This is a genomic window from Jeotgalibacillus alimentarius (assembly GCF_000829445.1).
Lineage (GTDB): Bacteria > Bacillota > Bacilli > Bacillales > Jeotgalibacillaceae > Jeotgalibacillus > Jeotgalibacillus alimentarius.
Map to the genome: position 1 here is coordinate 220,045 of NZ_JXRQ01000029.1, position 25,143 is coordinate 245,187.

At 42.1% G+C, this 25,143-nt stretch carries 23 protein-coding genes and 1 riboswitch; of the genes, 4 read left to right on the forward strand and 19 right to left on the reverse strand.

Annotated elements, in window-relative coordinates; all coding sequences use genetic code 11:
- Window positions 1-10 precede the first annotated feature (10 nt).
- The 18 genes from KP77_RS15955 to KP77_RS16040 all read right to left on the reverse strand — a co-directional run bounded on the left by KP77_RS15955 (window position 11) and on the right by KP77_RS16040 (window position 18,614).
- Window positions 11-874, reverse strand: coding sequence for a hypothetical protein (locus KP77_RS15955; RefSeq protein ID WP_041123728.1), 864 nt, complete (start codon window positions 872-874; stop codon window positions 11-13).
- Window positions 867-3,029: an NAD-dependent epimerase/dehydratase family protein gene (locus tag KP77_RS15960; protein ID WP_052474364.1), complete on the reverse strand. Its 2,163-nt coding sequence runs from the start codon at window positions 3,027-3,029 to the stop codon at window positions 867-869. The genes KP77_RS15955 and KP77_RS15960 overlap by 8 nt, the downstream gene beginning before the upstream one ends.
- A 461-nt stretch (window positions 3,030-3,490) precedes the next feature.
- Window positions 3,491-3,853, reverse strand: coding sequence for a helix-turn-helix domain-containing protein (locus KP77_RS15965; protein WP_041123729.1), 363 nt, complete (start codon window positions 3,851-3,853; stop codon window positions 3,491-3,493).
- Between the two features lie 49 nt (window positions 3,854-3,902).
- Window positions 3,903-4,799 (reverse strand): UTP--glucose-1-phosphate uridylyltransferase GalU, encoded by an 897-nt coding sequence (gene galU, locus KP77_RS15970; RefSeq protein ID WP_041123730.1) that lies wholly within the window; start codon window positions 4,797-4,799, stop codon window positions 3,903-3,905.
- A 17-nt stretch (window positions 4,800-4,816) separates the two neighbouring features.
- Entirely contained in the window at window positions 4,817-6,121 is a 1,305-nt protein-coding gene (locus KP77_RS15975; RefSeq protein WP_041123731.1) for a glycosyl hydrolase family 28-related protein, read from the reverse strand.
- A complete protein-coding gene (locus KP77_RS15980; RefSeq protein ID WP_041123732.1) occupies window positions 6,118-7,287 on the reverse strand; it encodes an NAD(P)-dependent oxidoreductase in 1,170 nt (389 codons plus the stop codon). Before KP77_RS15980 ends, KP77_RS15975 begins: the two co-directional genes overlap by 4 nt.
- Before the next feature lie 37 nt (window positions 7,288-7,324).
- Window positions 7,325-8,707: an oligosaccharide flippase family protein gene (locus KP77_RS15985; protein WP_041123733.1), complete on the reverse strand. Its 1,383-nt coding sequence runs from the start codon at window positions 8,705-8,707 to the stop codon at window positions 7,325-7,327.
- Window positions 8,708-8,733: 26 nt separating this feature from the next.
- Entirely contained in the window at window positions 8,734-10,020 is a 1,287-nt protein-coding gene (locus KP77_RS15990; protein WP_041123734.1) for an O-antigen ligase family protein, read from the reverse strand.
- A gap of 18 nt (window positions 10,021-10,038) precedes the next feature.
- Entirely contained in the window at window positions 10,039-10,965 is a 927-nt protein-coding gene (locus KP77_RS15995; RefSeq protein ID WP_052474366.1) for a glycosyltransferase family 2 protein, read from the reverse strand.
- Window positions 10,966-11,013: 48 nt separating this feature from the next.
- Window positions 11,014-11,793 carry a sugar phosphate nucleotidyltransferase gene (locus KP77_RS16000; RefSeq protein ID WP_052474368.1) on the reverse strand — a complete coding sequence of 260 codons (780 nt, stop codon included), beginning with the start codon at window positions 11,791-11,793 and terminating at the stop codon, window positions 11,014-11,016.
- Between the two features lie 25 nt (window positions 11,794-11,818).
- Complete coding sequence (locus tag KP77_RS16005; protein WP_041123735.1) at window positions 11,819-12,517, reverse strand: CpsD/CapB family tyrosine-protein kinase; 699 nt, start codon at window positions 12,515-12,517, stop codon at window positions 11,819-11,821.
- Complete coding sequence (locus tag KP77_RS16010) at window positions 12,514-13,263, reverse strand: YveK family protein (protein WP_041123736.1); 750 nt, start codon at window positions 13,261-13,263, stop codon at window positions 12,514-12,516. Before KP77_RS16010 ends, KP77_RS16005 begins: the two co-directional genes overlap by 4 nt.
- A gap of 1 nt (window position 13,264) precedes the next feature.
- On the reverse strand, window positions 13,265-13,972 hold the full coding sequence (locus KP77_RS16015) for a sugar transferase (RefSeq protein WP_235420739.1): 708 nt from the start codon (window positions 13,970-13,972) through the stop codon (window positions 13,265-13,267).
- A 28-nt stretch (window positions 13,973-14,000) separates the two neighbouring features.
- Window positions 14,001-14,861, reverse strand: a complete 861-nt coding sequence (rfbD, locus tag KP77_RS16020; RefSeq protein WP_041123737.1) for a dTDP-4-dehydrorhamnose reductase — start codon at window positions 14,859-14,861, stop codon at window positions 14,001-14,003.
- A complete protein-coding gene (gene rfbB, locus KP77_RS16025; protein ID WP_041123738.1) occupies window positions 14,849-15,871 on the reverse strand; it encodes a dTDP-glucose 4,6-dehydratase in 1,023 nt (340 codons plus the stop codon). Before rfbB ends, rfbD begins: the two co-directional genes overlap by 13 nt.
- Window positions 15,868-16,434: a dTDP-4-dehydrorhamnose 3,5-epimerase gene (rfbC, locus tag KP77_RS16030; RefSeq protein WP_041123739.1), complete on the reverse strand. Its 567-nt coding sequence runs from the start codon at window positions 16,432-16,434 to the stop codon at window positions 15,868-15,870. The genes rfbB and rfbC overlap by 4 nt, the downstream gene beginning before the upstream one ends.
- A 15-nt stretch (window positions 16,435-16,449) precedes the next feature.
- Entirely contained in the window at window positions 16,450-17,487 is a 1,038-nt protein-coding gene (locus KP77_RS16035; RefSeq protein ID WP_041123740.1) for a CgeB family protein, read from the reverse strand.
- A complete protein-coding gene (locus tag KP77_RS16040) occupies window positions 17,484-18,614 on the reverse strand; it encodes an SDR family NAD(P)-dependent oxidoreductase (protein ID WP_041123741.1) in 1,131 nt (376 codons plus the stop codon). Before KP77_RS16040 ends, KP77_RS16035 begins: the two co-directional genes overlap by 4 nt.
- Before the next feature lie 477 nt (window positions 18,615-19,091).
- On the opposite strand from KP77_RS16040, the gene KP77_RS16045 reads away from it, so the two are divergent.
- Window positions 19,092-20,216 carry a glycosyltransferase family protein gene (locus tag KP77_RS16045; protein ID WP_041123742.1) on the forward strand — a complete coding sequence of 375 codons (1,125 nt, stop codon included), beginning with the start codon at window positions 19,092-19,094 and terminating at the stop codon, window positions 20,214-20,216.
- Window positions 20,217-20,306: 90 nt separating this feature from the next.
- Here the strand turns inward: KP77_RS16045 and KP77_RS16050 are convergent, their stop codons facing one another.
- Window positions 20,307-22,091 (reverse strand): S9 family peptidase, encoded by a 1,785-nt coding sequence (locus tag KP77_RS16050; protein WP_041123743.1) that lies wholly within the window; start codon window positions 22,089-22,091, stop codon window positions 20,307-20,309.
- Between the two features lie 496 nt (window positions 22,092-22,587).
- Window positions 22,588-22,722: riboswitch (FMN riboswitch) on the forward strand.
- Between the two features lie 132 nt (window positions 22,723-22,854).
- Between KP77_RS16050 and KP77_RS16055 the strand changes: the two genes are divergently transcribed.
- From KP77_RS16055 to KP77_RS16065, 3 genes are all read left to right on the forward strand, one after another.
- Complete coding sequence (locus KP77_RS16055) at window positions 22,855-23,436, forward strand: ECF transporter S component (RefSeq protein ID WP_041123744.1); 582 nt, start codon at window positions 22,855-22,857, stop codon at window positions 23,434-23,436.
- A gap of 76 nt (window positions 23,437-23,512) precedes the next feature.
- Window positions 23,513-24,739, forward strand: a complete 1,227-nt coding sequence (pepT, locus tag KP77_RS16060) for a peptidase T (RefSeq protein WP_041123745.1) — start codon at window positions 23,513-23,515, stop codon at window positions 24,737-24,739.
- Window positions 24,740-24,757: 18 nt separating this feature from the next.
- Window positions 24,758-24,958, forward strand: coding sequence for a hypothetical protein (locus KP77_RS16065; RefSeq protein ID WP_041123746.1), 201 nt, complete (start codon window positions 24,758-24,760; stop codon window positions 24,956-24,958).
- The last annotated feature ends 185 nt before the right edge of the window (window positions 24,959-25,143 follow it).

The window sequence follows — 25,143 nt, forward strand, 5'->3', positions numbered from 1 at the left end:
GGTAACCTCCTCAATTCCAGAACCGTACAATGTCAGCTCCTTCAGTCGTAAGAAATATACGATTGCGTCTGATCTGTTTAAGCATTTGCCTGATACCTAATTCGTTGTTTGTCGCATAATATACTTTCATTGCTGTGAGATATGCCTGTTCTTCAGATGGATATTGGTCCAGAAAAAAAGATGATGCTGCCTCTGCTTCCTGATATCGTTTTAATTCAAGTTCAGTTTCCACTTTTATTTTGCAGTGCCAGGGAAGTGCCTCTCCTGACTCAAGCAACTGATTCAGTGCAGTCGATAACTTCTCTCTGTATTTATGCTTCGTTATGTCATCAAGAAATCCGCTGTCCATATATTGTTTGATTGCCTGGACATATTCTGAAAGTAAGTCTGATGTCTCTTCTCTGCTAAGAGAATCTTCTACTTTTTTTATATGGTTCAATCTTTTTCTTTTCATTTCCACAATGGCTGAAGCTGCGTAGTGGGAAGTCTCTGAATCTTCATTTTCAAGTGCTTTTTGTAAGACAAGCATATTGGTCATCGTATTTTCTTTCAGAGAATGGATCAGCATTTTCCGTTTGATATCATTATGATTTAATATCAATGCATCCTGAATCGGGATTACATTGGTCTCTTCCTCAATGTCTACTTTCATAAAAACAGCTGACAAATCCTCTGTTGAACCATTGCTTTCTTCAGTGTTAAACATGGTTAATTCACCAGTTGAACGCAGTAAAGCATATAGCACAAACCACCCCACAAGAGGTAGAAAACAGACTGTTGCTATTTTAAGCAGCCTATTCTCTTTGGCTTTCTTCAGCAAAATCGCTAATATGAGTAAAGACACGATATAGTAGAAAACTAAGACCTCAGCCATAATACTTCTCCTCTTGCGTGACATTCAGCTCAAAGCCTGAGTTCTCAAGCAGTTTTAAAAACTGTTCCACCTTATTTTCCTGGTCATTGAAGATCAGAAAGCATAAATGTCCGTCCTGATCGAGTCCCATGAATTCATTCTCTTCAAGTGCCGGTTCAAATACACCGGATAATTCTTCGAGGCTGATATGTTCATGCACGACGGTTATGAGCGTTTGAGGAGCCTGAAATGGATTGGCAACAAATTCCCTGTTTTCAAGCAGTTCTGTAAAGAATGAAGGCTTTAGTACTGAAGTGCCCTTGATATAACGGTCTGAATCAACAGCACGCTGATATTGAATGGCTTTATCAAGAGCAGATGCAGTCATTTTTGACGCGATTAGCAGCAGATTCTGATAAAATAACGAATACTTTTCAAAAGGCAGATGGTAGACACCAAGCACGCCATATTCATGTCCACTTACCTTTATTGGCGCCATCATGGAAGGAAGGCTGGAATCGAAGTTCTTATTAACGAACACTCTTCCCGCACGAAGACTGTCTGACGCTGCTTCGGGCAATTCAAACGATTGCATAGCAGGGAGCAGATCAGATTTAGCAGCAACAGTTAAAGTCCCTTCTGTGTTTACTTTAAACAATGCGACTTCACTGTTATTCATCAGCTTTTCTGTCATACTGACTGACCCCCAAAGCAGATCAGATTCATGAAGACTGTCGAGCGCTTTAACAATTTCATAGATCGTCCCGTGGCTATGATTCGTATAAAGTACCTGCTCCTGCAGCTCATTTTTCACATGAAGCGTATCATTATACACAGCATGCAGCGAATCATACTTTTCACTCAGTGTCTGATATTCAACCTGTGTATACTCGATTGCTTTCTCTTTTCTGTCAATGACGTAGCCCAGTGTAAGACCTACAAAAACATAAAGTCCCATAAGAATTAAAGCATTCATATCGACTAACATAGAGATTGGTTCACGGCCGTTTGAAATATTGACGAATAAAAACCACGACAGTCCAAGACCAATTGAGAGAAGGGATTGACTACGGCCAAAAATTGAAGCGGCAATGACAATGTAAAAAAGAATAAAATCAATCATAAAAAAAGTATCCTGCAGCAATATACTTCCTGCGATCGCTAAAGCGAACAGAAAAAAGTTTTCTGCATATGGAATCACAGGCCCCATCCGGCTGATTTTTTCTGCAAAAGGAATAGATTCTTTCTTTCTTCTCTTAAACTCGGTATTTTCCTGAAACCATTCGAAAGTTTTTTCAAAACCTTCACTGAAAGTATGAAGCGGAACCCAGTCGAGTTCACGTTTCACCCTTGTATTATCAAGTCTGGAATGCTTAATATCACCGGGGGCTTCATCTGTATACACGACATCTTCAAGGTCTGCATACCGGGTTAATTCGTCTATCAGGTCATTTACACTGGTCTGTGTATTGGCTGAAAGATTGTACATACCGGTAATATTTGATTCCATCGCTTTTAAAATGGCCTCAGCTACATCTTCTACATAGATGAAATCTCTCGTTTGTTCACCATCTCCATAGACAGTCAGAGGCTCATGCCGGAGTGCCCGTGTGATGAATTTTGATACAACGCCGCCTTCCCCACTCATTCCCTGACGAGGTCCATACACGTTTGAAAAGCGGAAAGTAACTGTATCAAGGTTATAGATTGATCCCCACTTCTCACAGTACATCTCGCCGACATACTTATTCACTCCATAAGTTGAAATAGGGTCACACACCTCGCTCTCCTGCAGTGGAATGTGCTCATTTAATCCATACACCGCTGCTGAAGAAGCAAAAAATACTTTTTTGACACCATGCTTTTTGGAAAGCTGCAGAATATTTGCCAGTCCGAGTACATTTGACTCGGAATCTTTATACGGATCCTGCATTGAAATGCCAACATCCACCTGGGCAGCTAAATGAACGACTGCATCAAACTTTTTTGAATCAAATACTTTATCACAGGCATGATCTTTCACATCCATCTCATAAAACGTGTGTTTGAATGAAATGTTCTCTTCAGAGCCGGTGCTCAGGTTATCAATAATGGTAACGTCATGACCTTCCCTGTAAAAGAATTCGGCTGTGTGGGACCCAATAAACCCATAACCGCCAGTAACTAATACCCTCATCCTCTCACCCCTCAGTTCTGTTCTTTTTGTCCAGCATACATTTGACTTTTACCTCTGCTGTTGTGCCGGCCTCTGCGGAAAAAGCCTGATTCATATATGGACATCTGTGTTATTTGAATCAGGAAACACCAGAGAATATGTACATTATAAAGAATTATTTGTTCTTTGTAAAGAACACTTTAATAGTTTGTATTTTTTTATTTAGCTCTGTAAAAGGAGGCTGTTGATTTCCGCTGCAAGGGGAACGCTTTCCGCTCCAATCACCAGCTGTGCTAAAACAACATTGGCCTTTAACATAGCCTTTTATTTAAAGCCTTACATATGCGTACCAGATCCGGCAGCGGGATTTATATTCCCGCTCAATAACAGAAGAACGCTGAATGGTCAGCGTTCTTCTGTTATTTGCAACTTTATATATATGATGTATCAATGGAAATGATGCAACATTTTTTGTTTTAACATCATATTTCTGATTTGCCAACCGGGTTTCTATGAACATCAGTCATGTTTTTTCTGAATTTCAAATACTGGTGGAACGCTGAAAAGTCTTCTTTAGACATGCCTTCTTTTATGCTTTCTTCTATCAGTGTCAGCCACTCCGGGTCAAGATGCCTCTTTTCAAAGTCCATTTCTTTATCTACCAGGTATTCTACTGATACCTCAAGTGTATGGGCAATCTTTGAAAGGATGAATAATGACGGGTTGTTTTTCTTATTGTTTTCGAGATTTGACAGATAGGATTTTGAAACATTTGATCTGGATGCCAGATGAGAGACGGAGTATCCTTTTTTCAGTCTCAAGTATTTAATTTTGTCCCCAATCATTTTCACTTCCCCTTTAATTGATTTAGACGCCTAATATATGCCCTCAGGGTTAATATGTCACTGTATTTCTTGGTTCAATCGTGCGGATCACTTCTTTCAGATACTGTTCAAACTCACGTTTAATGGATGTATCATTTAATGCAAATTCAATCGTTGTTTTCAGGAAACCAAGCGTTTCTCCAACATCATAACGGATGCCCTCGAACTCATATGCGTATACTTCCTGTAAGTGGTTGAGCTTTTCGATTGCGTCAGTTAACTGGACTTCTCCGCCTGCCCCAGTCTCCTGATTTTCAAGCAGGCTGAAGATTTCCGGTGTCAGGATGTACCGGCCAAGAATGGCATAATTTGATGGTGCAGTGCCAGGCAGCGGTTTTTCCACAAACCCTTCAACATGAATCAGCCGCTGATCTCTGCCTGCCGGATTGATGATGCCATAACGGTGCGTTTCTTCTTCTTTTACCTGCTGGACGCCAATGATTGATGTGCCGGTCTGTTCAAATTGATTCATCAGCTGCTTGATACAAGGCACGCCGCTCTTTACAATGTCGTCACCCAGCAAGACGGCAAACGGTTCATTACCGATGAACTGACGCGCACACCAGACAGCATGTCCCAGTCCTTTTGGTTCTTTCTGTCGGATATAATGAATATTCGCTAAATTTGATGTGAATTTCACCTTTGCAAGTAAATCAAACTTCTCTTTTTCGATCAGATTCCTCTCAAGTTCTGATGCATAATCAAAGTGATCTTCAATCGCTCTTTTTCCTTTACCGGTTACAATGATAATATCCTCAATTCCTGCAGCCACCGCTTCTTCTACGATATATTGAATGGTCGGCTTATCAACAATCGGCAGCATTTCTTTTGGCATTGCCTTCGTAGCCGGTAAAAATCTTGTTCCAAGACCCGCAGCCGGGATAATCGCTTTTTTCACTTTTTGCATCTTCATTTCCTCCCCTTCTAAGTGTCTTCTCCACTCTTAGAAACTTCCTGCCATTCATACCCATCCCGCGTTCCAACGCAGATATAGACTTTATCGCCTTCGCCATGTTTTACCAGAATCATCTTGCCTCTCCAGACTGCTGATGGTTCCGGAAGCGCTCCAGCTGGGTAAGCACCCATTCCGTCAAAATAACTTTGATCATTCAATCTGGTCAGTACCGGCGTGCCATCCTGATTCAGCAGGAACTGGTTTTGCAGCAGTTCATCTTTATCTGTTTTAAAACCTGTTAATTCAAGGCGTCCCTCTGTACTGTCTTCGGTACGCAGCAGCGAAAGCGTGCCGCCTGTTTCTGTATTGGATTCTGTATAAAATGTATCTGCTGATACCATTGAGTTCCATTTCATCGTAAAAATAGATGAATCTGTTTCAATTTCGTTGTCATATGCACGCCCGCCAATAATTTTTATGTTCGAGTCGTTAATATCAAAAAATGTACTGTTTTCATTTCGCAGGTTATTCCCTTCGAGATGGGGACTGATGACGACAACGTTAAAGCAGTAGTCGAATTGAAATGCAGTGTCCATATTTGCCCACTCGGCATTCAGCTGAATCAGCGTCATTTCACTGGCACGCTCAAAGACAAAAGGAACGACGTCCGCTTCGTAACGGTTATCTCTAAGACCGTTGGATGTGTAAATATTTTCTATCACGCTTCCTGTATTACCGCCCTGTGGCGGCACAAGATGAATGGCATTTTTAGCGTACTGATACACATAGATATTTCTCATATTCACTGAGAATGCATAATTTTCTTTGTCCTGTGCGATGTAAAAGCCTCTGTAGACTGATACCATATGAATACTTTCAAAGACTGAGTTGGCAACCTGTTCTTCAAACTGGATGGCGTTGCGCTTTGTATATTCACGCTGATCCCAGCCTTCATAACTGAGTCCAAGGTTTCTGACATCATTTTTTGAACCGGTAATTCTGAAAATCGGCTCATTTGCAGTACTGTGAATCACAGCTGTATCCATTCCTGACCCTTCCACTCTTTTTGAGTCCACTTCAATTGAACCGGTGATTAAGTAAGTACCTGTCGGAAAATAGATATGGTCATTTTCCTCGATCGCTGTTCTGATCGCTTCTGTATCATCATGCTCACCGTCTCCAACTGCCCCGTATTCCTTCACATTCACATAAGCAGTATCTGCGCTTTCCGGTCTGGGATCTATTGTGCCATGTGTTTTTTCATCCTCCGGCCAAAGAGAGATCAGCGCAATCATTCCGCCTAACGAAACCAGCGTAATCATTAATTTTTTCATTTACTCGCCGCCTTATATTGATTCAGCACTTTCTTTTCCGTCTCAAGCCAGGCGTTAAGTGCTGTCGTTTCTTCGATATAGACATCCTTCATTGTGATCAGCTGGCCTTCTTCTATATCATTGAGCAGTACTGCATTTTCAAACAGGCCGATCGGCAAATGCCCCTCATGATCTTTAATTCTTACCGCTTCTCCTCTGATATCAAAGCTGCCGTTGGCTGATTGAATCTTTTCTCCTTTACTGATCGCTCTTTTAGCGATTGAACCTACACTGACTGAAGGAAGGGAAGAGTTGTTAAGAAGCACGCCCCCGCCATTCATGACACGTCTGATGGTTTTAACAATCTCAAGGTGACACAGGTGATAATTCTGGACGAGCGTGTAAAATGGACCGGGACCAAGCTTCAGATATTCAAGTGCTCCCTGCTGGTCCTCTTCATGCTCAGCTGTAATAAAAACGCCTGCAGGACCTTTTGGACATAAGACATAATCACTGATCGGTGCGCCATGCTGCTTTGCTTTTTCAGCGAGGTATTCACCGCCTGATTTGATATCTTCAGCAGAAGGTCCCAGCAACCCATCCTGATAAATATCCGCTGCAAGACCATTTGAAATGAGGGCCTGCTCAATCTGAACTTTTGTCCCGTCAGTGAATGAAGTCACTTTCGGAAGGCTCAAGTTATTGCGTTTACTCCAATACATCATTTCTTCACGTTCCGGATTCAAGTTGATAAAGCCTTTAATGTTACCGTATACAAGCGGTTTAAAGCCCATTTGTATAATATCTTCACGCAGAGCCGCAATACATCCCGGCTGATCTCCTTCAGCTTCAGTAATAAACCCTCTTTCAGATAAGTAGGAGCCTGACGTGACGTGCAGCTCAGCGTTCATCGTAACTACAGGAAGTCCGGCCGCGAAAGCCCGTAATACAACTTCTGTTCCGTAGATCGGATCACCGCTGCACTCTACAATCAAGTCTGAACTGGCTACCAGTCTGTCTATTTCGTTTGTCAGCTTGTCCTGATAAGGGAATGAATGAAAGTCATTCAGATTTCTTCTCGTCAGCACACTCGTTACTGTCATATCTTTTTGCAGATGAAGCGCCCTGATTAATCCCGATGCGATAAACCCAGTCCCTGCAATTCCTACTCTTGTTTGTAAGTACATCTTCTACACCCCTCGATTGTTAATGATCCTGCACGGTTTACACCAGTTTTCTTGCAGGTCTGATTCTGACAATTTCTTTTCTGACCAGGCTGTATATACCTGTGAAGTCTGCATAGCCTTTCATGCTCAGCGCCCGGTATACGCTGATCATCATATAGATTTGCGCCAGGGTTCCCGGTATTAAAAATCCAAGCGCTACTCCCGTTCCTCCATAATGCTGACCTGCCCAGGCAGCTGCAGCCATAGAGATGAATCCTGTGATGATCGTAATCATCATCAGTTTTCTCTGATAACCGGTCATGGCCAGCAGGTTCGCTGCTGTACCGCTCCAGATCATCAGCAGATGCTTTAAAGCCAGAAGGAACAGAATCAGTGCGCCGCTTCCAAATACTTCAGAACCGAAAATAAGTTGTAACAGAACATCTCCAAAAAGTACGAATATTATAAAAAGCAGGAATGCCGGAATGAAAGCTAATGCCGTGACAGTCCTGAGCGTTTTTTCAAATTCTTTTATTCTGCCGGCTGCGAATTTACTCGCAATCATCGGCTGTGTGACAGAGTTCAATATAATAAAAGGCATCGACATCAGAATCGCCAGTTTTGCTGCTGCTCCGTAGATCGCGATATCATGCTGGCTGCCGATCAGACTGATTATCCAGATATCAGCCTGGGTAATAAAAAAGTAGCTGAGTGCTGTAATCATGAATGGCAATGTCACCGGCATAATCTTTTTCAATGTGAGTGTCGGTTTGCCACTGAAGTGCTGATCTGCTTTAAGAACTGAAAGTTTTTTGATCAGTACAGCCAGACCAAGCACATTGGATATTGAGATGGCAATGACCCACAGGACGATGACAGAGTGGATGGATAAGCTGTACCAGTCAAACCGGCTGATACATGTGAGCAGAGCAATAAAAATAACTGTGGATGATAGTCCACCAAAGATCGTAGCGAATTTAATATTCTGGAATCCTCTGAATGACTCTCCTATAAGTACCTGAAAACCATTGGAAATCATCCAGAAAATCAGTACCAGTGTAATAGCTGTCAATCCTTCAATGTTGAAAATGACCGATGCAACCAATTCAGAACTGAGGAAGTATAACATTCCGACTGCTGCTGATCCGGCAAGGGTGCCAAAGAATGCTGTTCTAATCATGTACAGTACGTTTTCTGGTCTGTTCTGAGCCAGATTATCTGCTACGTACTTTACCACTGTCTGTTCAAAGCCGGCGGTTGCTACGTAGGCGCCGAAGATCGCGATATTAAATACCAGAAAGTATAAACCAAGCTCTTCTGTCAGCAGGATCCTTGCAAGTGTCGCATTGATCACCAGTGTCATAATTGAAGTAGAAAACTTTCCGAGAAACGCCCATATGCCGCCTGATCTGATCGTTCTGCTGTCTGTTTCTGTCGCCACGTCCGCTCACCGCCTTTTTCCATTCCTTAGTCAATTTTTGCTTTAATTACTTTTAATTGATGCCAGGGCTCATAGACATTTTCAGCATCCTGCTCCTTTTTTTCGAGACTGTTTTTCACCGCCAGTGTGCCGAGTATAAAACATACATAAATGGTTGTTGTCTGAAGGAGAGAAGCCGTCAGAAACGAATAATTGATGAATAGTGCCAGTGTTAAGATCTTGTGATGCGTAATTGAAAAGAACGTATAGACAATAAAGATGGTGAAAAGAATTCCGCCGATGATTCCGTATTCAACGAGCAGCTTTATATAGGCAATCGGATGAGCTGTAATATGCGAAGGAGATAACTCATCAAACGTATAGTTAGCTGAATAATATTCCTGTACACTTCCTGCTCCATAACCAAAAACGACTGTTGAAGTATCTTCTGTACGAAAGAACTCCCCGTAAGCCTGCCATGGTGCGATGAATCTGACGTGTCCGCTTGTTCTTGGTGTATTAAACTCTTCCAGCCGTTCGACAAAAATTTCACCAAACCCCTGGGCGAACATGATGTAGACTGACACACCGCAGATCAGTGTAATCAGAAAAAACTGGACAGGCTTCATTTTAATCAGCAGCGGAACTGCCACAATCGCCAGGATAATGAACCCTGTACCCGAAAAGGCCAGCAGCATCCCGACAAAGAACAGCAACATCACTGTGACCCGCCGTCTTGTGATAAATTCAATAACCAGCCCGATTGCCAGCATTTTCGAAAAAAATGACGCTTCAAGCATGAACATGCCATTTGCTTTAATAATCGGTGAATCCCAGGACATCGGGTTCAACGTATTGTAATCCTGCAGAATGAACTGTTCAGGAAGCGACTCAAGCGGATCATAAAATCCTGCGCCTGTGAACTGGGCTGCATATTGACCGATCCCGATGATGGCAATGATGATCATCATCGCCTGATAAGTAGAAAGAATATAATCCAGGCTGCCTCTCTTGCGGTTAATAAAAAGCAGCGGTAAGTAAAAAACGATGACAGAGAGCAGGGAGGCCACACCTACTGATCTGAGTTCCATCAGTGCATAAAGACTGACCAGGCTCAATCCGCTGACTGCCAATAGAAACAATGTCAGTCTCCGCTGATCTATTTCGATTGTGTTGAGTACATATAGCACTGTGATCGAGAGCAGTGATAATAAAAAGACCGGGGAAAGTTGAATGTCACCTACTGTAATGGCAAATCTCTGTAAGAATATTAAACTGAATAAGATTAAAAAGATAAAAAATTTTTCCTTATTGGAGATCACCGTTTCATTCATACTTTCCCCTCCTCACCGTTAATCTGAAAACTGACCGATCTGATTCTTCAGCCCGTGCAAGGCGCCTTTAAAAATCATTCTGCTGCGTTTTAACTTATGATCTTTATTCAACACATAGAGCAGATGGAATTTTACGATCCTGTAAGCCATATAAAGAAGTGCGATCACTTTGTATTTCGGGTTGTTCCTTTTGACGAACAAGTAACCATTCCGCATCAGGTAGTAAGCATAATGCGGAGATAATTCCTCCGACTTAGTGGAGCTCGATTCCTTGTGATAGATCAGCGAATCCGGTACGTAGACAATTTTCATACCCGCTTTTTTTGCTTTCAGATTCCAGTCAGTATCCTCATAATAGATAAAATAATCTTCATTCAGCCAGCCGATTAATTCGATTAGTTCCCTGCGAAACAGCATACTGCATCCAACGACAAAACCCACTTCTTTTCTCGTATTGAACTTTTCTGACTCCTCCTGATCGATGCCGTAGGGTGTGCTTGTCCCAAGGTATTGATTAATTGAACCGCCTGCAAACCATACAAGATTATTATTCATATTGATGATCTTTGAACCGACAATCCCGATTTGATGATCTGTTTCCATTTCTTCTACCAGCCTGGTGAGCGAATGCTGATCAACGATCGTATCGTTGTTAAGCATCCATAAGTATTCGTATCCCTGCTCATAAGCTGCTTTCATGCCGACATTATTTCCGCCGGCACAGCCCATATTGCTTCCTGACTGAATGATCGTCAGCGGGAGACTGAATGTGCCTGAAAGCTGATCTGCTCTCAGCTTTTCATAAGACTGATCTTTGGAGTCATTGTCTACAAGAAACACATGAAAGTTCTGATAGACCAGTTTTTCAAGAGAATGCAGACATTCTACCGTGTCATTGTAAGCATTCCAGTTCAATAGGATAATCGCGACTGACTTTTCGTCCACGGGACGGTTCACCTCACTTAAATGTCATTTGTTTTTTATAAAGAACGTTTAGACCGTGGCGATCTTCAGCTGTTTTGCCGGAGCAGATACTTCATGCTCTGTATCCTGCAGATCGATCACGATATTTTCAACGATTTTATTCGCACGGGCCAGTGATTCATGTGTACCTGCATCAATCCAGTCACCGTCTACGATGCCAAACTGCAGTTCATTCATATTGATATACGCATTGTTCACATCAGTAATCTCAAGCTCACCGCGTCCTGACGGCTGGAGTGTTTTGATGATGTTAAATACTCTTGCGTCATACATATAAAATCCAGTCACTGCATAATTTGATTTTGGATGTTTCGGTTTTTCTTCAATCGACACGATATGATCCTGCTTCACTTCTGCCACTCCAAAGCGCTCCGGATCGCTGACTTCCTTCATCAGAATCTTTGCCCCTCTTCCCTGCTTTTTGAATTCTGCTACATAAGGCGTAATATCAGTCGTAAAGATGTTATCTCCCAGAATCACAGCCATCAGGTCATTGCCGACAAACTCTTCAGCCAGGTCAAGTGCCTCAGCGATCCCACCTGCCTGATCCTGGACTCTGTAAGTAAGCTTTAATCCCATCTCAGATCCGCTGCCCAGCAGGTTGATAATATCTCCTGCATGATGTCTACCGGTGACGATCATCATGTCAGTAATACCAGCCTGCTTCAATTTTGCAATTGAGTAAAAAATCATTGGATATTTTCCTACTGGAAGTAAGTGTTTATTGGTCACCTTTGTTAATGGATTCAGCCTTGAACCTGTGCCACCTGCTAAAATAATTCCTTTCATTCCGCTCACTCCTCAAGTTTTATTCTTAATAAAGAACATTCCGGTTAAAAAAATGTGACTTTTTCAGTTTTCTTTTATCCAGGACAACAGTTCCGACAAATTGTGAACTTCCCTTTTTCAGGTTTTCTTTTGCTTTCAGTGCTTTGTCTTTTTTTGTCTTACCAAATCTGATGACCATGACAGATGCATCTGAGCAGCTTGTGATAATTTGTGCATTCGCATTTTCCACAGCAGGCGGACAATCGATTAAAATGACATCATAGATTCGCTTAAACTTTTCAAGTAACACTGTAAATTGTTCAGTAATGAGGTCAATCCCCATTCCTTTTTGTGATCCGGAAGTCAGTATACTCAACCCTTCAACAGAAGTTGGAAGTATATATTCAGTTGTTCTCATATGCGGATCAGCCAGAATGTCTGTAAGTCCGTACTGATTTTTCTTTCTGAAGAACAGATGCAGTGCCGGTTTTCTTATATTTCCATCAATCAAAAGCATTTTTTTCCCCCTCTGCGCCATAACAACACCGAGATTGACCAGCGATGTTGTTGTTCCCTGTTCTTTATCAGCTGAAGTGACTGCAATTGTTTTCATCGACGTACGCTGCGTCAACAATTCCAGGTTGGTTCTGATCACCCTGTATTGTTCACTGTAAGGTGACATTGGCTGCTGCTGTGTAATGATGAATCTCTTTTCAGCTTTGTGCTTTTTAGCAGGTAAGCTCATTCAGCCTCCCTCCCCAGGTTTTTATAGGTGGAATAAACGCGCTGGGCGTCTTTTGCTCCTGTCATCTCTTTCATTTGTTTATGACGTTCTTTAGAGACTGTACCAAGCACAGGCCCCTCAAGCAGTGTCACCGCTTCTTTTTCTGAATCTATTGTTGTACTGAAAAGTTTTTGAACAAATGCGATTGAAAGGCCAATCCCGACACCTGCTACCATTCCCACTACGATAAATAGCATTGTTCCCGGACTGCTGGACTCTGCGTTCGCTTTTATTTCAGCCGGCGGGAAGAGCATGACGTTGTCGAGTCTCATAATTTCTTTTACACGGTTCTGGAAGACTGTGGCTGTCGCATTGACGATCTTTACGGCTCTTTCATAATCAGCATCTTTTACTGTAATTGTAATAACCTGCGATTCATTTTTACTTGTGACATCAATCTGCTTTTCAAGCTCCTTGACTGAAGTATCAAGACTCAGGTCACTGATCACTTTTTCAAGCACTACTTCAGAGTAGATGAAATCACTATACGTATTAGCGTATTGAAAATTGGTCATGACTGTATTGTAATCAAGCTGCTCCGCCTGATTATTAACAACGATTTTTCTCGACGCTTCATATGACGGGTCTACCATATACGCAGAAATTGCACCGCCCAGCAAAGCGAAGATGATTCCTGCCACCATGATAAAAATGATTCTGCTTTTGATCACTGACCAGAATTCCCGGATTTTAAGTGACTGCTCCACTTTAGTAGGCCCCTTTTCTCTGCAAAACATATAGTATGCTTTTTACTAGGATTTTCACATCCAGTGTCAGGGATTGATGGTGAATATAGTAGAGTTCAATATCCACCCGTTCAGGGTATCCTACTTCACTCCGGCCGCATACCTGCCAGTAACCGGTTACGCCCGGCTCTACAGATAGAAACTCCCCGGAACGGTCTCCGTATTTTTTCAGTTCCTCTTCTACAACCGGTCTTGGTCCGACCAGACTCATTTCTCCTTTGAGCACGTTAATCAACTGAGGAAGCTCATCCAGGCTCGTCTTTCTGAGAAATCTGCCGATGCGTGTGATTCTAGGATCATCCTCAGGTTCGAGCTTGAAGTTGTTTTCAAGATATTTTTTATAAAGAATATCATTATTTTTCAAGTATTCTTCCGCATTCATCACCATTGACCGGAACTTATAAATATAGAATTCCTTTCCGTTTTTTCCGAGTCTGCGCTGTTTGAAGAATACAGGGCCTTTTCCTTCTCCGAAAAGATACGTTGCCGCAATGCACAATAGCAGAGGGGATAAAATGATTAATCCCGCTATCGCGCCCATCACATCAATGATCCTTTTAACCAACAGGTAGGTCTTATGCTTATTCAGTAAGTGAACATTTTTTCTGACTGGTGTTTTATAAGGGACTGCAATTGGTGCAGGTACTTCTCTTTCTCTATCCATTCTCATGATCTTCACCCTCTCTGACAATATTTTCTTATGAAGAGATCAAATAATGGGTCAGAAATTCTTCCAGTGCTTCGCTCCAGCGCCTGACCTCTGCAAAACCATTCTCTCTCCAACTGCCATGGTCGAGAATTGAATACGAAGGACGTTTTGCCGGACTTTTAAAGTCTTCGGTTTTGCAAGGTGTAACAGAGACGTCTTTACCCGCAAGATAGAAGATCTCCTGAGCAAATTCATACCAGGAACAGCTTCCTGAGTTCGATAGATGATAAAGGCCGAATTGGTCTGTGACGATCAGCTTTGCAATCGCATCTGCCAGATCACCTGTATAAGTCGGTGAGCCGAACTGATCATTGACGACTGTGACTGTCTGTGTAAGATCACCTGCTTCAAGTATTTTTTTCACAAAATTATTGCCATACCTTCCGTAAAGCCATGAAGTCCGGACAATGAAGTAGTCGCTGAGAATGTCTCTGACGTATTCTTCACCCTTAAGTTTGGACTCTCCGTAGATACTTAGCGGATTCGGTGTTTCCTCTTCACTGATTGGGTGTTGTGAGGTTCCGTCGAACACATAATCCGTGCTGATATATACCATTTTTGCCCCGATTTCTTTCACTGCCAGTGCCACATTTTTTGTTCCAACTGCGTTCACCTGAAACGCTTTTTCAGGCTCCTGCTCAGCACGATTTACATCTGTGTAAGCTGCAGCATGAATGACTATATCCGGTTTGCAGCTAGTGAATATATGTTGAACTTCAATAGGATTAGTAACATCAAGTTCAAGCCGGCTGAACCCTGTTACTTCATGTCCTTCATTCATCAGCACGTGACATAATTCCTGTCCCAGCTGACCTTTACTGCCGGTCACAATCACTTTTAATGGGCGCATAACTGATCACCGGATTTCTTTGGATGATAGGTTACGTATGAGCCATTCATTATATTTTTCCACCATCCTTCGTTTTCCAGATACCATTCTACCGTTTCTTTCAGACCCTCTTCGAAATAGTAGGAAGGTTTCCATCCGAGCTCTGTTGTAATCTTCGTTGGATCGATTGCATAGCGCTTGTCATGACCGGGACGATCCGCCACGTATGTGATCAGATCCTTTGACACATTCAGCTGATCAGTAATCATCTGAACAATCTCGTTATTTGTTTTTTCATTGTGTCCGCCGATGTTGTATACTTCACCCGGTCTGCCTTTATGAACGACGAGATCTATTGCCTGGCAGTGATCTCTGACATGGAGCCAGTCCCGGACATTACTGCCATCACCGTAGATCGGCAGTTCTTTCCCCTGCAGCGCATTTGTGATTAATAGTGGAATCAGTTTTTCAGGAAAGTGATTAGGTCCGTAATTGTTTGAGCATCTTGTAATATTTACATTCATGCCGTATGTTTCGTGATAGGCTTTAACGAGTAAGTCCGCTGCTGTTTTACTGGCTGAATAAGGACTGCTTGGTGCAAGAGGTGTTTCTTCAGTAAAGTACCCCGTTTCTCCAAGACTTCCATATACCTCATCAGTGGAGACCTGAACGAATTTGCTGATACCATATGCTCTTGCTGCATCAAGCAGACATTGCGTACCCAGGACATTCGTTTTGACGAATACGTCCGGTCCTGTAATACTCCTGTCTACATGAGACTCAGCTGCAAAGTTAACAATGGTATCAATGCTGTACTGCTCAAGGATCAGATCCACCAGTTCTCTATTTGCAATGCTGCCTTTTACAAATACATAGTTTGCATGTCCCTCCACCTCTTCAAGATTGTAGAGGTTCCCTGCATAAGTGAGTACATCAAGATTGACTACAAAATGATCTGACTCCCCGCTCATCAGGTGTTTGACAAAGTTACTTCCAATAAAACCTGCTCCGCCGGTAACAAGATATCTCATGACTTAACCCCCTCCCAAGTGAAATCATATTCTGCCTGATCGAATAATGGATGGTTCCTGTCTTTATCTGATAAAACAGGCTTCGATACAGGCCAGCTGATGCCAATTAACGGATCATTCCACACAAACCCTCTATCGTGTTCTCCTGAGTACACTTCATCGACCTTATATTGAACTTCAGTATCAGGTACCAGTGTACAAAATCCGTGAGCAAATCCCTTTGGCACCAAAAGCTGTCTCTTATTTTCCGCAGTAAGTATATATCCCTCCCACTCTCCGAAAGTCGGGGAGTTCTTTCTGATATCCACAATGACATCGAAAATTGCTCCATTTGTAACTCTTAATAATTTTGCCTGCGCTTTTGGTTTCAATTGATAATGCATACCCCGGATCGTTCCGGCATGTCTGGAAAGCGAATGATTTTCCTGTACAACATCCATCACCACCCCATGTTCTTCAAGCAGCTTTTTTTTATAACTCTCCATGAAATACCCTCTGCTGTCCTGAAACAGATCAGGTTCAACCAGCAGTGCGTCTTCAAACTTTGTCTTTATCACTTTCATTGGATGACTCTCCCCTCACTTCACACGCATCATGCTGTGGATTGAATGTTTTTTGCCAAAAAAGATTTCATGCAGCCAATCGTCCAGTGAATACTTTTCGTATACTTCTTCAGGAGGTTTCACGTACTCCTGATAAATAAATAACGGGTCAATGACAGGTGCGTGACGATCTATAATCGACATATTTTCAGCGTTATACAGATCATAGTTTTTGATTGATTCATTTGTTGTGATCAATTTTTTATGCGCTCCGAACACTTCAATTGTTCTCATTGTCAGACCGTTTTGCTTTGGCCTTTCAATATCAGCAATAACTCTGGATCTGTTAAAGAGCTGAGTGATCTCTTCTTTAGACAACTTGTCGTATTTCAGTTCAGCCTTACCATATTTTCTGATATCCCTGTCACCCAGCCGCTTTAAGTAATACAGTTTTTTGCTCGGATAATAATGATAAAAGTAAAAATTCAGATTTTTCTCTTTAAGCTGACGTTCAATGCGCTTTAACACACTGAATCTGTCCGTATGCACAGTACCGATAAAGAGAACGTCAATGTCCTGAATCACCTTTGTCTCAGCTGACTTTCTGTATTCATCAATGAAAAACAAAGGCCGGAACTGCATGTCCCCGTATTGTTCAGCATCACTTTTATCGAATGTATAAACCGCATCAAAGCTGTTTTTAATTACTTTGGAGTTCGGTGAGTAATTTAACGCATCCCATAAATACAGAATGAATTTTGCCTGTTTATGTGCCTGTCTCAAACGTTCTATATGAACGTTTGAAATGACTTCCCCTTTAATGACAAAGATAAAATCATAATTCCGGTGTTTCGTTTTTTCTATTATATTGTTGTAATATGCGTTGTTCTTTGGTGCGAGCAGCTTGCGATTCACTCTGATCAATGACTTTGTCAGAAAATCATTTTCAGGGCGCTCATCAAAGTAATCCACTTCACAGCCAAAGGATTCAAGCTTCTGGCGGATCTCTTTTTCATAACCGAAGAAGCTGGCTGAAATCATCAGGATTTTTTTACCTCTGTAGAGCGCATTCATTTGTATAATCCCTTTTCTTTCATTTCCAGCATCGCATGCTCATAGCGATCCTCTTCTACTTCCTGACTGTTCACCCACTCTGTAAACTTTTTAATTCCTTCATTAAAAGAATACGAAGGCGTGAATGAAAGAGCTCCTGTCACTTTATTTAAGTCAGCGAAATTATGACGGATATCACCAAGTCTGTAATGACCGCTCACCTGATAGGTCACATCTGACCCGTAATGGTGAAGCAGTGCACGCGCGACCTCTGTCACACTGACCGCTCGTCCGGTTCCTACGTTGAATACCTGATGATTTGCTTCTTCACGTTCAATCGCTTTAACAGTAGCTTCTGTCACATCATCAATATAGACAAAGTCCCGGCTTTCTTCTCCATCTTCAAAGATCATAAGGTTATTGCCATTTTTAATTCTTGTTGAGAAGATAGACAAAATTCCTGTATACGGATTTTTAAGTGATTGACCAGGTCCGTATACATTCTGATATCTGAGTGCAACAGCCGGAATACTGAGTGATTTTCCTGTCAGCATGACCAGGTTTTCCTGTCCGAACTTTGTAAAACCATAGATGGAAAGCGGATTAATCCGTGAATCTTCAGAAGTGGCAAGAACTGTTACATCGCGTGAACACTTAGGACACTTTGCTGAAAAATCACCTTTTGCCAGATCTTCATCAGAGCGGCTGTCCGGGAATACTTCCCCGTGTTCTTCACAGACATATTTGCCTTCACCGTAAATCGCTCTTGATGACGCTACGACAATTTTTTTCACCTGATGCTGATTTTCAGCAATCACATTCAATAAGTTCACCGTACCGTTAATATTCACATCAATATATTTCTCCACTTCATACATTGACTGTCCTGTGCCTGTTTCAGCAGCAAGGTGGACGACTACATCTACATCCTTCACAGCTAATTGAAGATCTTCTTTGTTACGTACATCTCCAAAGATGAATTCCACACGGTTTTTGATCCGCTGGAATAATTCAGACTTCTGAGGATCGTCTCCATGAATCTGTGGTGAAAGATTATCTATGACCCTCACCCTGTATCCTTTCTCTAATAATTTCATAGATAATGAACTGCCAATGAATCCCGCTCCACCTGTAATTAATATTCGCATGTCTGTCCCTCCACTCGTTATTCTCAATAAAGAACATTAGGGGTAAAAAATAAATCCATTTGTGTCGGATATTTCGTTCTTTAAAAAGAACATTTTTCATATTGTAAACCGATTTTTTTATAAATGCAACATGATTACGCAATTTTTTTCTTAATCTTTCTTTTTATTTCCTTTTGACTGTCATTGTGTCGCTTTTTATCTATAAAACTTTCTTTATCAGTACGATCAGCAGTACCCAAAACGGCGCTGTAAATATCACACCAAGTACGCACCCCTTTGAAAAACCGGATTTTTCACTCATATTTTGTGTCCTCCTGACAGCATCCAATCTTATGTAATTTGATTCTAGTGTAATTCATTTGAAGAAAAAATACTATACCATTCGTTCTTTATGTAGAATATTTCTGTAAAAGACTTCTTTTTTTTAGCTTTATTCTTTATAATGAACAAAATAGTTACATTACAAGGAGTGATTTGATGAAAATACTGTTGCTTGGCGTACAAAAAATCAAATTTATGCCCTACATCGACTTTTACCTGAGTAATCTGGACACCGAACAACACGATATTCACTTATTGTACTGGAACCGTGACAAACAGGAGGATGTCGCAATTACTGAAAATATCACGCTTCATGAATTCTCTCACGTGCAGGAAGATGAAGTGTCGAAGATCAGAAAGATAAAAGGATTCATTAAATATCGCAGGCGCGCACTTGAACTGATCAGAAAAGAACGGTTTGATTTTATTATTGTACTTAATACAGCTACGGGTTTTCTCGTACAGGATCTTTTATGGAGCACTTACCGTAAGAAATATATTTATGACTACAGAGACCCTACTCATGAGAACTTATTCTGGTACAAGTGGCTGGTAGGAAGAATCGCGAGGCATTCTCACGTAACTTTTGTAAGCTCGGACGGCTTCCGAAAATTTCTGCCTCTATACGAGCACATTCACACTTCACATAACCTGATTTCTGAAGCACTGCTTAAAAGAGAGATCAGAAACCAGCAGCAGAGAACACAAAACCCTATCAGAATAAGATATTGGGGCATGATCAGAGATGAGGAAATGAACAAGGCGCTGATCAATAAACTTGCGAACGACCTCAGGTTTGAATTGCATTACAATGGGCGTATGCAGAAAACAGGTAAAAACCTCCAGAATTTTTGCAGAGAGCAGCAGATCAACAATGTGTTTTTTCACGGCTCCTATCTGCCTGATGAGCGATATCAGTTTATAGAAGAAACAGATATTCTTCATAATGTATATAAAGAAGATAAACTGCTGTCCCAGGCGATGGGGAATAAGTTTTATGATGGAGTTATTCATTATATTCCTCAGATCCTCACTGCGGGTTCCTTCATGGGAGCAAAAGGTTCAGAAAGTGGAACGGGAATTGAGTATGACCCTCAGGACCCTGATTTTGCTGACAAACTGTATCACTATTACACTTCAATGAACTGGAACGAATTTATCCGGAATTGCGACAGCTGCCTGGATCAGATTCTGACGGAGTATTCACAGGGACAGCAAATGTTGTGGAATATATTTGATACTCACCCTGAACCAGTACAGCATTCAAAGGCAACATCGTAAATAGAAATGCTGAAGGCGCTTGTTCAGCTCCGACAGGCATAAGTCGCACATAAAAAGGGCCGGGACATTTTCGTCTCAGCCCTTTTCCTATTAGTCTATATACTGATCGAAAAACGCCAGCACTTCCTCATATACTTTCATTTCATTTGCTTTCTTTGAGAAGCCATGCCCCTCGTCATCGAGCACGAGGTATTGCACGTCTCTTCCCTTCCCTTTCAGCGCTTCAACAATCTGATCCGATTCAGCTTTCACAACACGCGGATCTTTTGCACCCTGAATGACAAACATCGGTTTTGTCATTGAATCCAGGTATTCAATCGGTGAGTCTTCAGTCAGCTTTTCTTTATCCTCAACCGGATCTCCCACCCACTGCTTCATGACAGGCTTCCAGTGCTCCGGTACTGACTCGATAAAGCTGAACAGGTTACATGGTCCGAAGATATCAACGACTGCTTTAAAATAATCAGCATGACGGCCGTGCAGCAGCAGCGCCATATATCCGCCATAGCTACCGCCCATCAGCAATACTTTATCACGGTCAGCAAGTCCTTTTTTGAACAGGTACTCAAGACCCTCGATATTATCCAGGCGCGGCCCGTGACCCCAGTCACCTTCAACCATTTTGGAGAATTTCAGACCATATCCGGTTGACCCTCTGAAGTTAGGTGTGAAAATGCTGTAGCCACGGTAGACAAGGAACTGGAACAGTGAACGGAACGTCGCACGCTCTGCAGCCTGCGGTCCGCCGTGAGGCCATAGGATCACATGACCATTGCTATTTTCAGGCTTTGCTTTGAAAAACTGCGCTTCAATTTCAAGTCCGTCAAATGACTTGTATGTATGCAGCTCAGGTTCTGCCATATCTTCCTCTTTCACACCCGGCACATTATACTTTGTCAGCTGCTTCCATTGTCCGTCTTTTCTCATATAAAGGTTTGCCGGTCTGACAGCTGTTCTCCCTGCTAAATACAGGTTACCTGAATCAGCCACCTTTAATTCGGCAATCTCAGTTGTCGGAATGTCAATTTCATTCAGCGATTCTTCCTTCAGGTCGAACTGATACAGCTTATCTTTGACTCCTTTTTCAGCGCGGATATACAAACTGTTTGATGACTGATCATAATAGACTGAATCAAAATCCTCTTTCTCAATGGCAGCCACTTTTTCAAATGACTCATTTTCGAGGTTAAAGCGTGCCAGGTAAGAGAAATCTTCACCGTAGTTTGTTGTGAAATAGATCAGTGTGTCTGATACAAATTCCACACCTGAGACTGTATGCTGTTCTTCACGATCCGGTGTCAGATACACTTCCTGACCATCTTTTTTCACAAAAGCAAGCACGTAGGTGTTAGCATAATGTTTTACATAGACAAACGACTGTTCATCAGGACTTTTTGCAGTAAGATAGGTTGCTGCGTCCCCGCCTTCATGAATCACCTTTTCTTCTTTTTCCTTCATATCATAGCAGTAGGATTTCAAGTATGTCTGATCTTCTTTTGTTGATGTATAATACAGTCTTTCTCCGTCTTTACTGAGATCAAGTCCCATATGACGGGCACCTTCATGTGTACGAACCGGCTCAAGACTGCCACCCTGGGGCGGGACAGCGTATATTTGTCCATTTTCGTCCCCGTCATTGTCCATAACTGCGAGAAGATAGCGTCCCTGCTTATCATAAGCCAGCTGTGAACAGCTCTGGTTATGAAAACTGAGCGGATAAGGAAAAGCATTCGGCAGATCCATCGCCCAAAGATTGTATTTCCCATTCAGATTCGTGCTGAATACCAGCTGCGACTCTTCCTTGTTCACTGTAAATGTCTGAATCCCGAATGTCTGGAAAAAGTTCTCCACATCCGGCTGTCTGAATTGAATCATATGATTTAATCCTCCCTGTTTGTTTCGTCCTCCGTAATATTCTATTTGTTGGGGTAAAAGTCCTTTTTTTGCCGAAAATTAGTTTTGCTTATGGCAGTTCTTGCAGCAGAATGTGCGGATACGACCTTCGATTTTGCATACGCGACCTTCACGGGCGAATATACGACCGTCAACCCACCATCGCGAAGTGTAATACGACCTTCGGCAATCGACACACCCTCTTAATGCACTTCGGAAACAGGCCCTTCAGTTTCTTAGAGGCATGAAGAGGGTGTGCTAGTGCAGCCTTGGCGGTTGATACTACAGCTGATTCCAGTCTTACTACAGTTGGAGGGCATTTCATTACAGCGAACCCGGGTGTATCCTGCAATTGCGGAGCAAAATACTACAACAGACAGCAATCTCACTACAACCGGCATCTCTCCTGCCCCCCCAAAACTTTTAAATTGAATAACTATTCACTCTACGCTATACTAAAATCCTAAACTAAATATCGTTCCATCTTCAGGGCAGGGTGAAATTCCCGACCGGCGGTAAATGTAAGAGTGAGCCCGCGAGCGAATAGGGAGCTATTTGCTGACTCCGTGAAAACCGGAGGCCGACAGTATAGTCTGGATGGGAGAAGATGGAGGCATGTAAAGGATCTGTGTAAAAGCGACCCTTTATTTCGTGCTGAATTCTCCCTGCTGATTGCGCCGAATCTGCAGGGTTTATTTGTGTACGACGCCGAAACTTCTGTGTGGAACGAGGACAGGAGCTACTCATGTTAAAAAACACACAACTTTTAGTTAAGCTGTCAATGCTTAGCGCTGTGGCATTTTTACTGATGATGCTCAATTTTCCACTTCCGTTTTTACCGGAATTTCTGAAAATTGACTTCAGTGATGTGCCTGCATTACTAGCAGCGATTCTCTTCTCACCAATGGCAGGTGTTGTTGTAGAAGCGCTGAAAAACATTCTGTATTATCTTTTCAAAGGGAGCGGCGTCCCGATCGGGGAACTCTCAAACTTTATCGCAGGCTGTGCATTTATCCTGCCTGTCGCGTTTTTCTATCATAAGCGCAAAACAAAAGGTGCACTGGCAAAAGGACTGATCGCAGGAACTGTTCTAATGGTACTGTTGCTTGCAGTATTGAATTACTTCTTGATTCTGCCTGCATATGCATGGTTCTTCGGAATGGATTACATGCTTGATCCAGCTGTAAAACTGGGTCTGACAACCGGCGCAATTATTCCTTTTAACCTGATTAAATCAGCCTGTGTAGCAGCACTCTTTATTCCTTTATTCGTCAAATTGAAACCATGGATCCGTCAGCAATCACTGCAGACCGGACCAATATCATAATGAAAGCACCGGCAGCCCATTAGGCTGACCGGTGCTTTTTCATGTATAATAAAATAAAAATCCAGGAGGCATTCTCATGCAACAGAAATTAATGGACCGCTTGATTACATATGCAAAAATTGATACACAGTCTAACCCGGACTCTCCTTCGACACCTTCAACGGAAAAGCAGTGGGATCTGCTGCGTCATTTGGAAACTGAGTTAAAAGAAATCGGCCTTGAAGAAGTGGAAGTGGATGACCACGGCTACCTGATGGCTACACTTCCTGCAAATACAGAAGGCGACATTCCAACAATCGGCTTCCTGGCTCACGTTGATACCGCAACTGACTTCACTGGTACGAACGTCAATCCGCAGGTTGTTCAATATGAAGGCGGCGACATTCCTTTAAATGATAAAGTAACGATGTCACCGGCTGAATTTCCTGAGCTGAGCAAATATAAAGGGCATACACTGATTACAACTGACGGCACGACCCTTCTAGGTGCAGATAATAAAGCAGGAATCGCTGAAATCATGACTGCAATGGAGCACCTGATCCAAAACCCTGAAATCAAACACGGAAAAATCCGCGTAGCATTTACTCCGGATGAAGAGATTGGACGCGGACCGCATAAGTTTGATGTAGAACGCTTTGGCGCAGATTATGCCTATACAATTGACGGCGGCCCCCTCGGCGAACTACAATATGAAAGCTTCAACGCTGCAGGTGCTAAGCTGATCATTCATGGGACTAACGTTCACCCGGGTACAGCAAAAAATAAAATGGTCAACTCTCTGAAGATTGCCATGGAACTCAACCAATCGCTTCCACTTGATGAAGCACCTGAGTTCACTTCAGGCTATGAAGGCTTCTTTCATTTAATGCAAATGAATGGTGACGTTGAAAAAACAGAACTACAGTACATTATTCGTGACCACGACCGCGAAAAGTTTGAAAAGCGTAAATCCACACTGCAGCGGATTGCTGATGAAGTGAATGCAAAGCATGGCGATGGAACAGTTGAACTGACGATTGAAGATCAGTACTATAACATGCGCGAAAAAATTGAGCCTGTCAGCTTTATTGTCGATACAGCTGAAGAAGCAATGAAATCTCTTGATATTAAAGCGATTATTGAACCAATTCGTGGTGGAACTGACGGCTCTCAACTGTCTTATATGGGACTGCCGACACCTAATGTATTTACTGGCGGTGAGAACTTCCACGGTAAGTTTGAGTATATCTCTGTGGATAACATGGAAAAAGCTGCACAAGTCATCGTGGAAATCGCAAAACGTTTTCCACATGTGGATAAGTAATTAAGAAAGGGGAACATTGTGGACTTAAGAAAACTTGATTTAATTTTAAGCGTTGTTTTACTCATTAATTCGGTCCGGATATTCTATCTAATCGTAACGAATGATGATCCGGTACCGTTTGATTATATGGTCCTTTTCTTCTCTACAGTCGGAGCTGTGATTTTATTCATGAACAGCCGCCGCAGAAAAATGAAAGAAGAAGGCCGACTGGAAGAGTAACGGTGATTTTAAATATTTTTAAAACGAGAGTGAGACATTACATGTCCATTCTCGTTTTATTTTTTCGCTCTATAAAAGGTTGCTGTTGATTTCCGTTATAATCACCATCTGTGCAATAACAACGTCAGGCTTTAACTTAATATATTTTTTAATTAAATACAATTATATGTAAATTAATTAAAATT

Excerpts from the sequence above, each read along its gene's own strand:
- KP77_RS16035 (WP_041123740.1), bottom strand. The coding sequence starts at position 17,487 with ATGAATGCGCTCTACAGAGGTAAAAAAATCCTGATGATTTCAGCCAGC.
- KP77_RS16000 (WP_052474368.1), bottom strand. The coding sequence starts at position 11,793 with ATGAAAGGAATTATTTTAGCAGGTGGCACAGGTTCAAGGCTGAATCCA.
- KP77_RS16015 (WP_235420739.1), bottom strand. The coding sequence starts at position 13,972 with ATGAGAATGGATAGAGAAAGAGAAGTACCTGCACCAATTGCAGTCCCT.
- KP77_RS15955 (WP_041123728.1), bottom strand. The coding sequence starts at position 874 with ATGGCTGAGGTCTTAGTTTTCTACTATATCGTGTCTTTACTCATATTA.
- KP77_RS15975 (WP_041123731.1), bottom strand. The coding sequence starts at position 6,121 with ATGAAAAAATTAATGATTACGCTGGTTTCGTTAGGCGGAATGATTGCG.
- KP77_RS15990 (WP_041123734.1), bottom strand. The coding sequence starts at position 10,020 with ATGAATGAAACGGTGATCTCCAATAAGGAAAAATTTTTTATCTTTTTA.
- KP77_RS16005 (WP_041123735.1), bottom strand. The coding sequence starts at position 12,517 with ATGAGCTTACCTGCTAAAAAGCACAAAGCTGAAAAGAGATTCATCATT.
- KP77_RS16040 (WP_041123741.1), bottom strand. The coding sequence starts at position 18,614 with ATGCGAATATTAATTACAGGTGGAGCGGGATTCATTGGCAGTTCATTA.
- KP77_RS16055 (WP_041123744.1), top strand. The coding sequence starts at position 22,855 with ATGTTAAAAAACACACAACTTTTAGTTAAGCTGTCAATGCTTAGCGCT.
- rfbC (WP_041123739.1), bottom strand. The coding sequence starts at position 16,434 with ATGAAAGTGATAAAGACAAAGTTTGAAGACGCACTGCTGGTTGAACCT.
- galU (WP_041123730.1), bottom strand. The coding sequence starts at position 4,799 with ATGCAAAAAGTGAAAAAAGCGATTATCCCGGCTGCGGGTCTTGGAACA.
- KP77_RS15965 (WP_041123729.1), bottom strand. The coding sequence starts at position 3,853 with ATGATTGGGGACAAAATTAAATACTTGAGACTGAAAAAAGGATACTCC.
- KP77_RS15960 (WP_052474364.1), bottom strand. The coding sequence starts at position 3,029 with ATGAGGGTATTAGTTACTGGCGGTTATGGGTTTATTGGGTCCCACACA.
- pepT (WP_041123745.1), top strand. The coding sequence starts at position 23,513 with ATGCAACAGAAATTAATGGACCGCTTGATTACATATGCAAAAATTGAT.
- rfbB (WP_041123738.1), bottom strand. The coding sequence starts at position 15,871 with ATGAGATATCTTGTTACCGGCGGAGCAGGTTTTATTGGAAGTAACTTT.
- KP77_RS16045 (WP_041123742.1), top strand. The coding sequence starts at position 19,092 with ATGAAAATACTGTTGCTTGGCGTACAAAAAATCAAATTTATGCCCTAC.
- rfbD (WP_041123737.1), bottom strand. The coding sequence starts at position 14,861 with ATGCGCCCATTAAAAGTGATTGTGACCGGCAGTAAAGGTCAGCTGGGA.
- KP77_RS16050 (WP_041123743.1), bottom strand. The coding sequence starts at position 22,091 with ATGATTCAATTCAGACAGCCGGATGTGGAGAACTTTTTCCAGACATTC.
- KP77_RS15980 (WP_041123732.1), bottom strand. The coding sequence starts at position 7,287 with ATGTACTTACAAACAAGAGTAGGAATTGCAGGGACTGGGTTTATCGCA.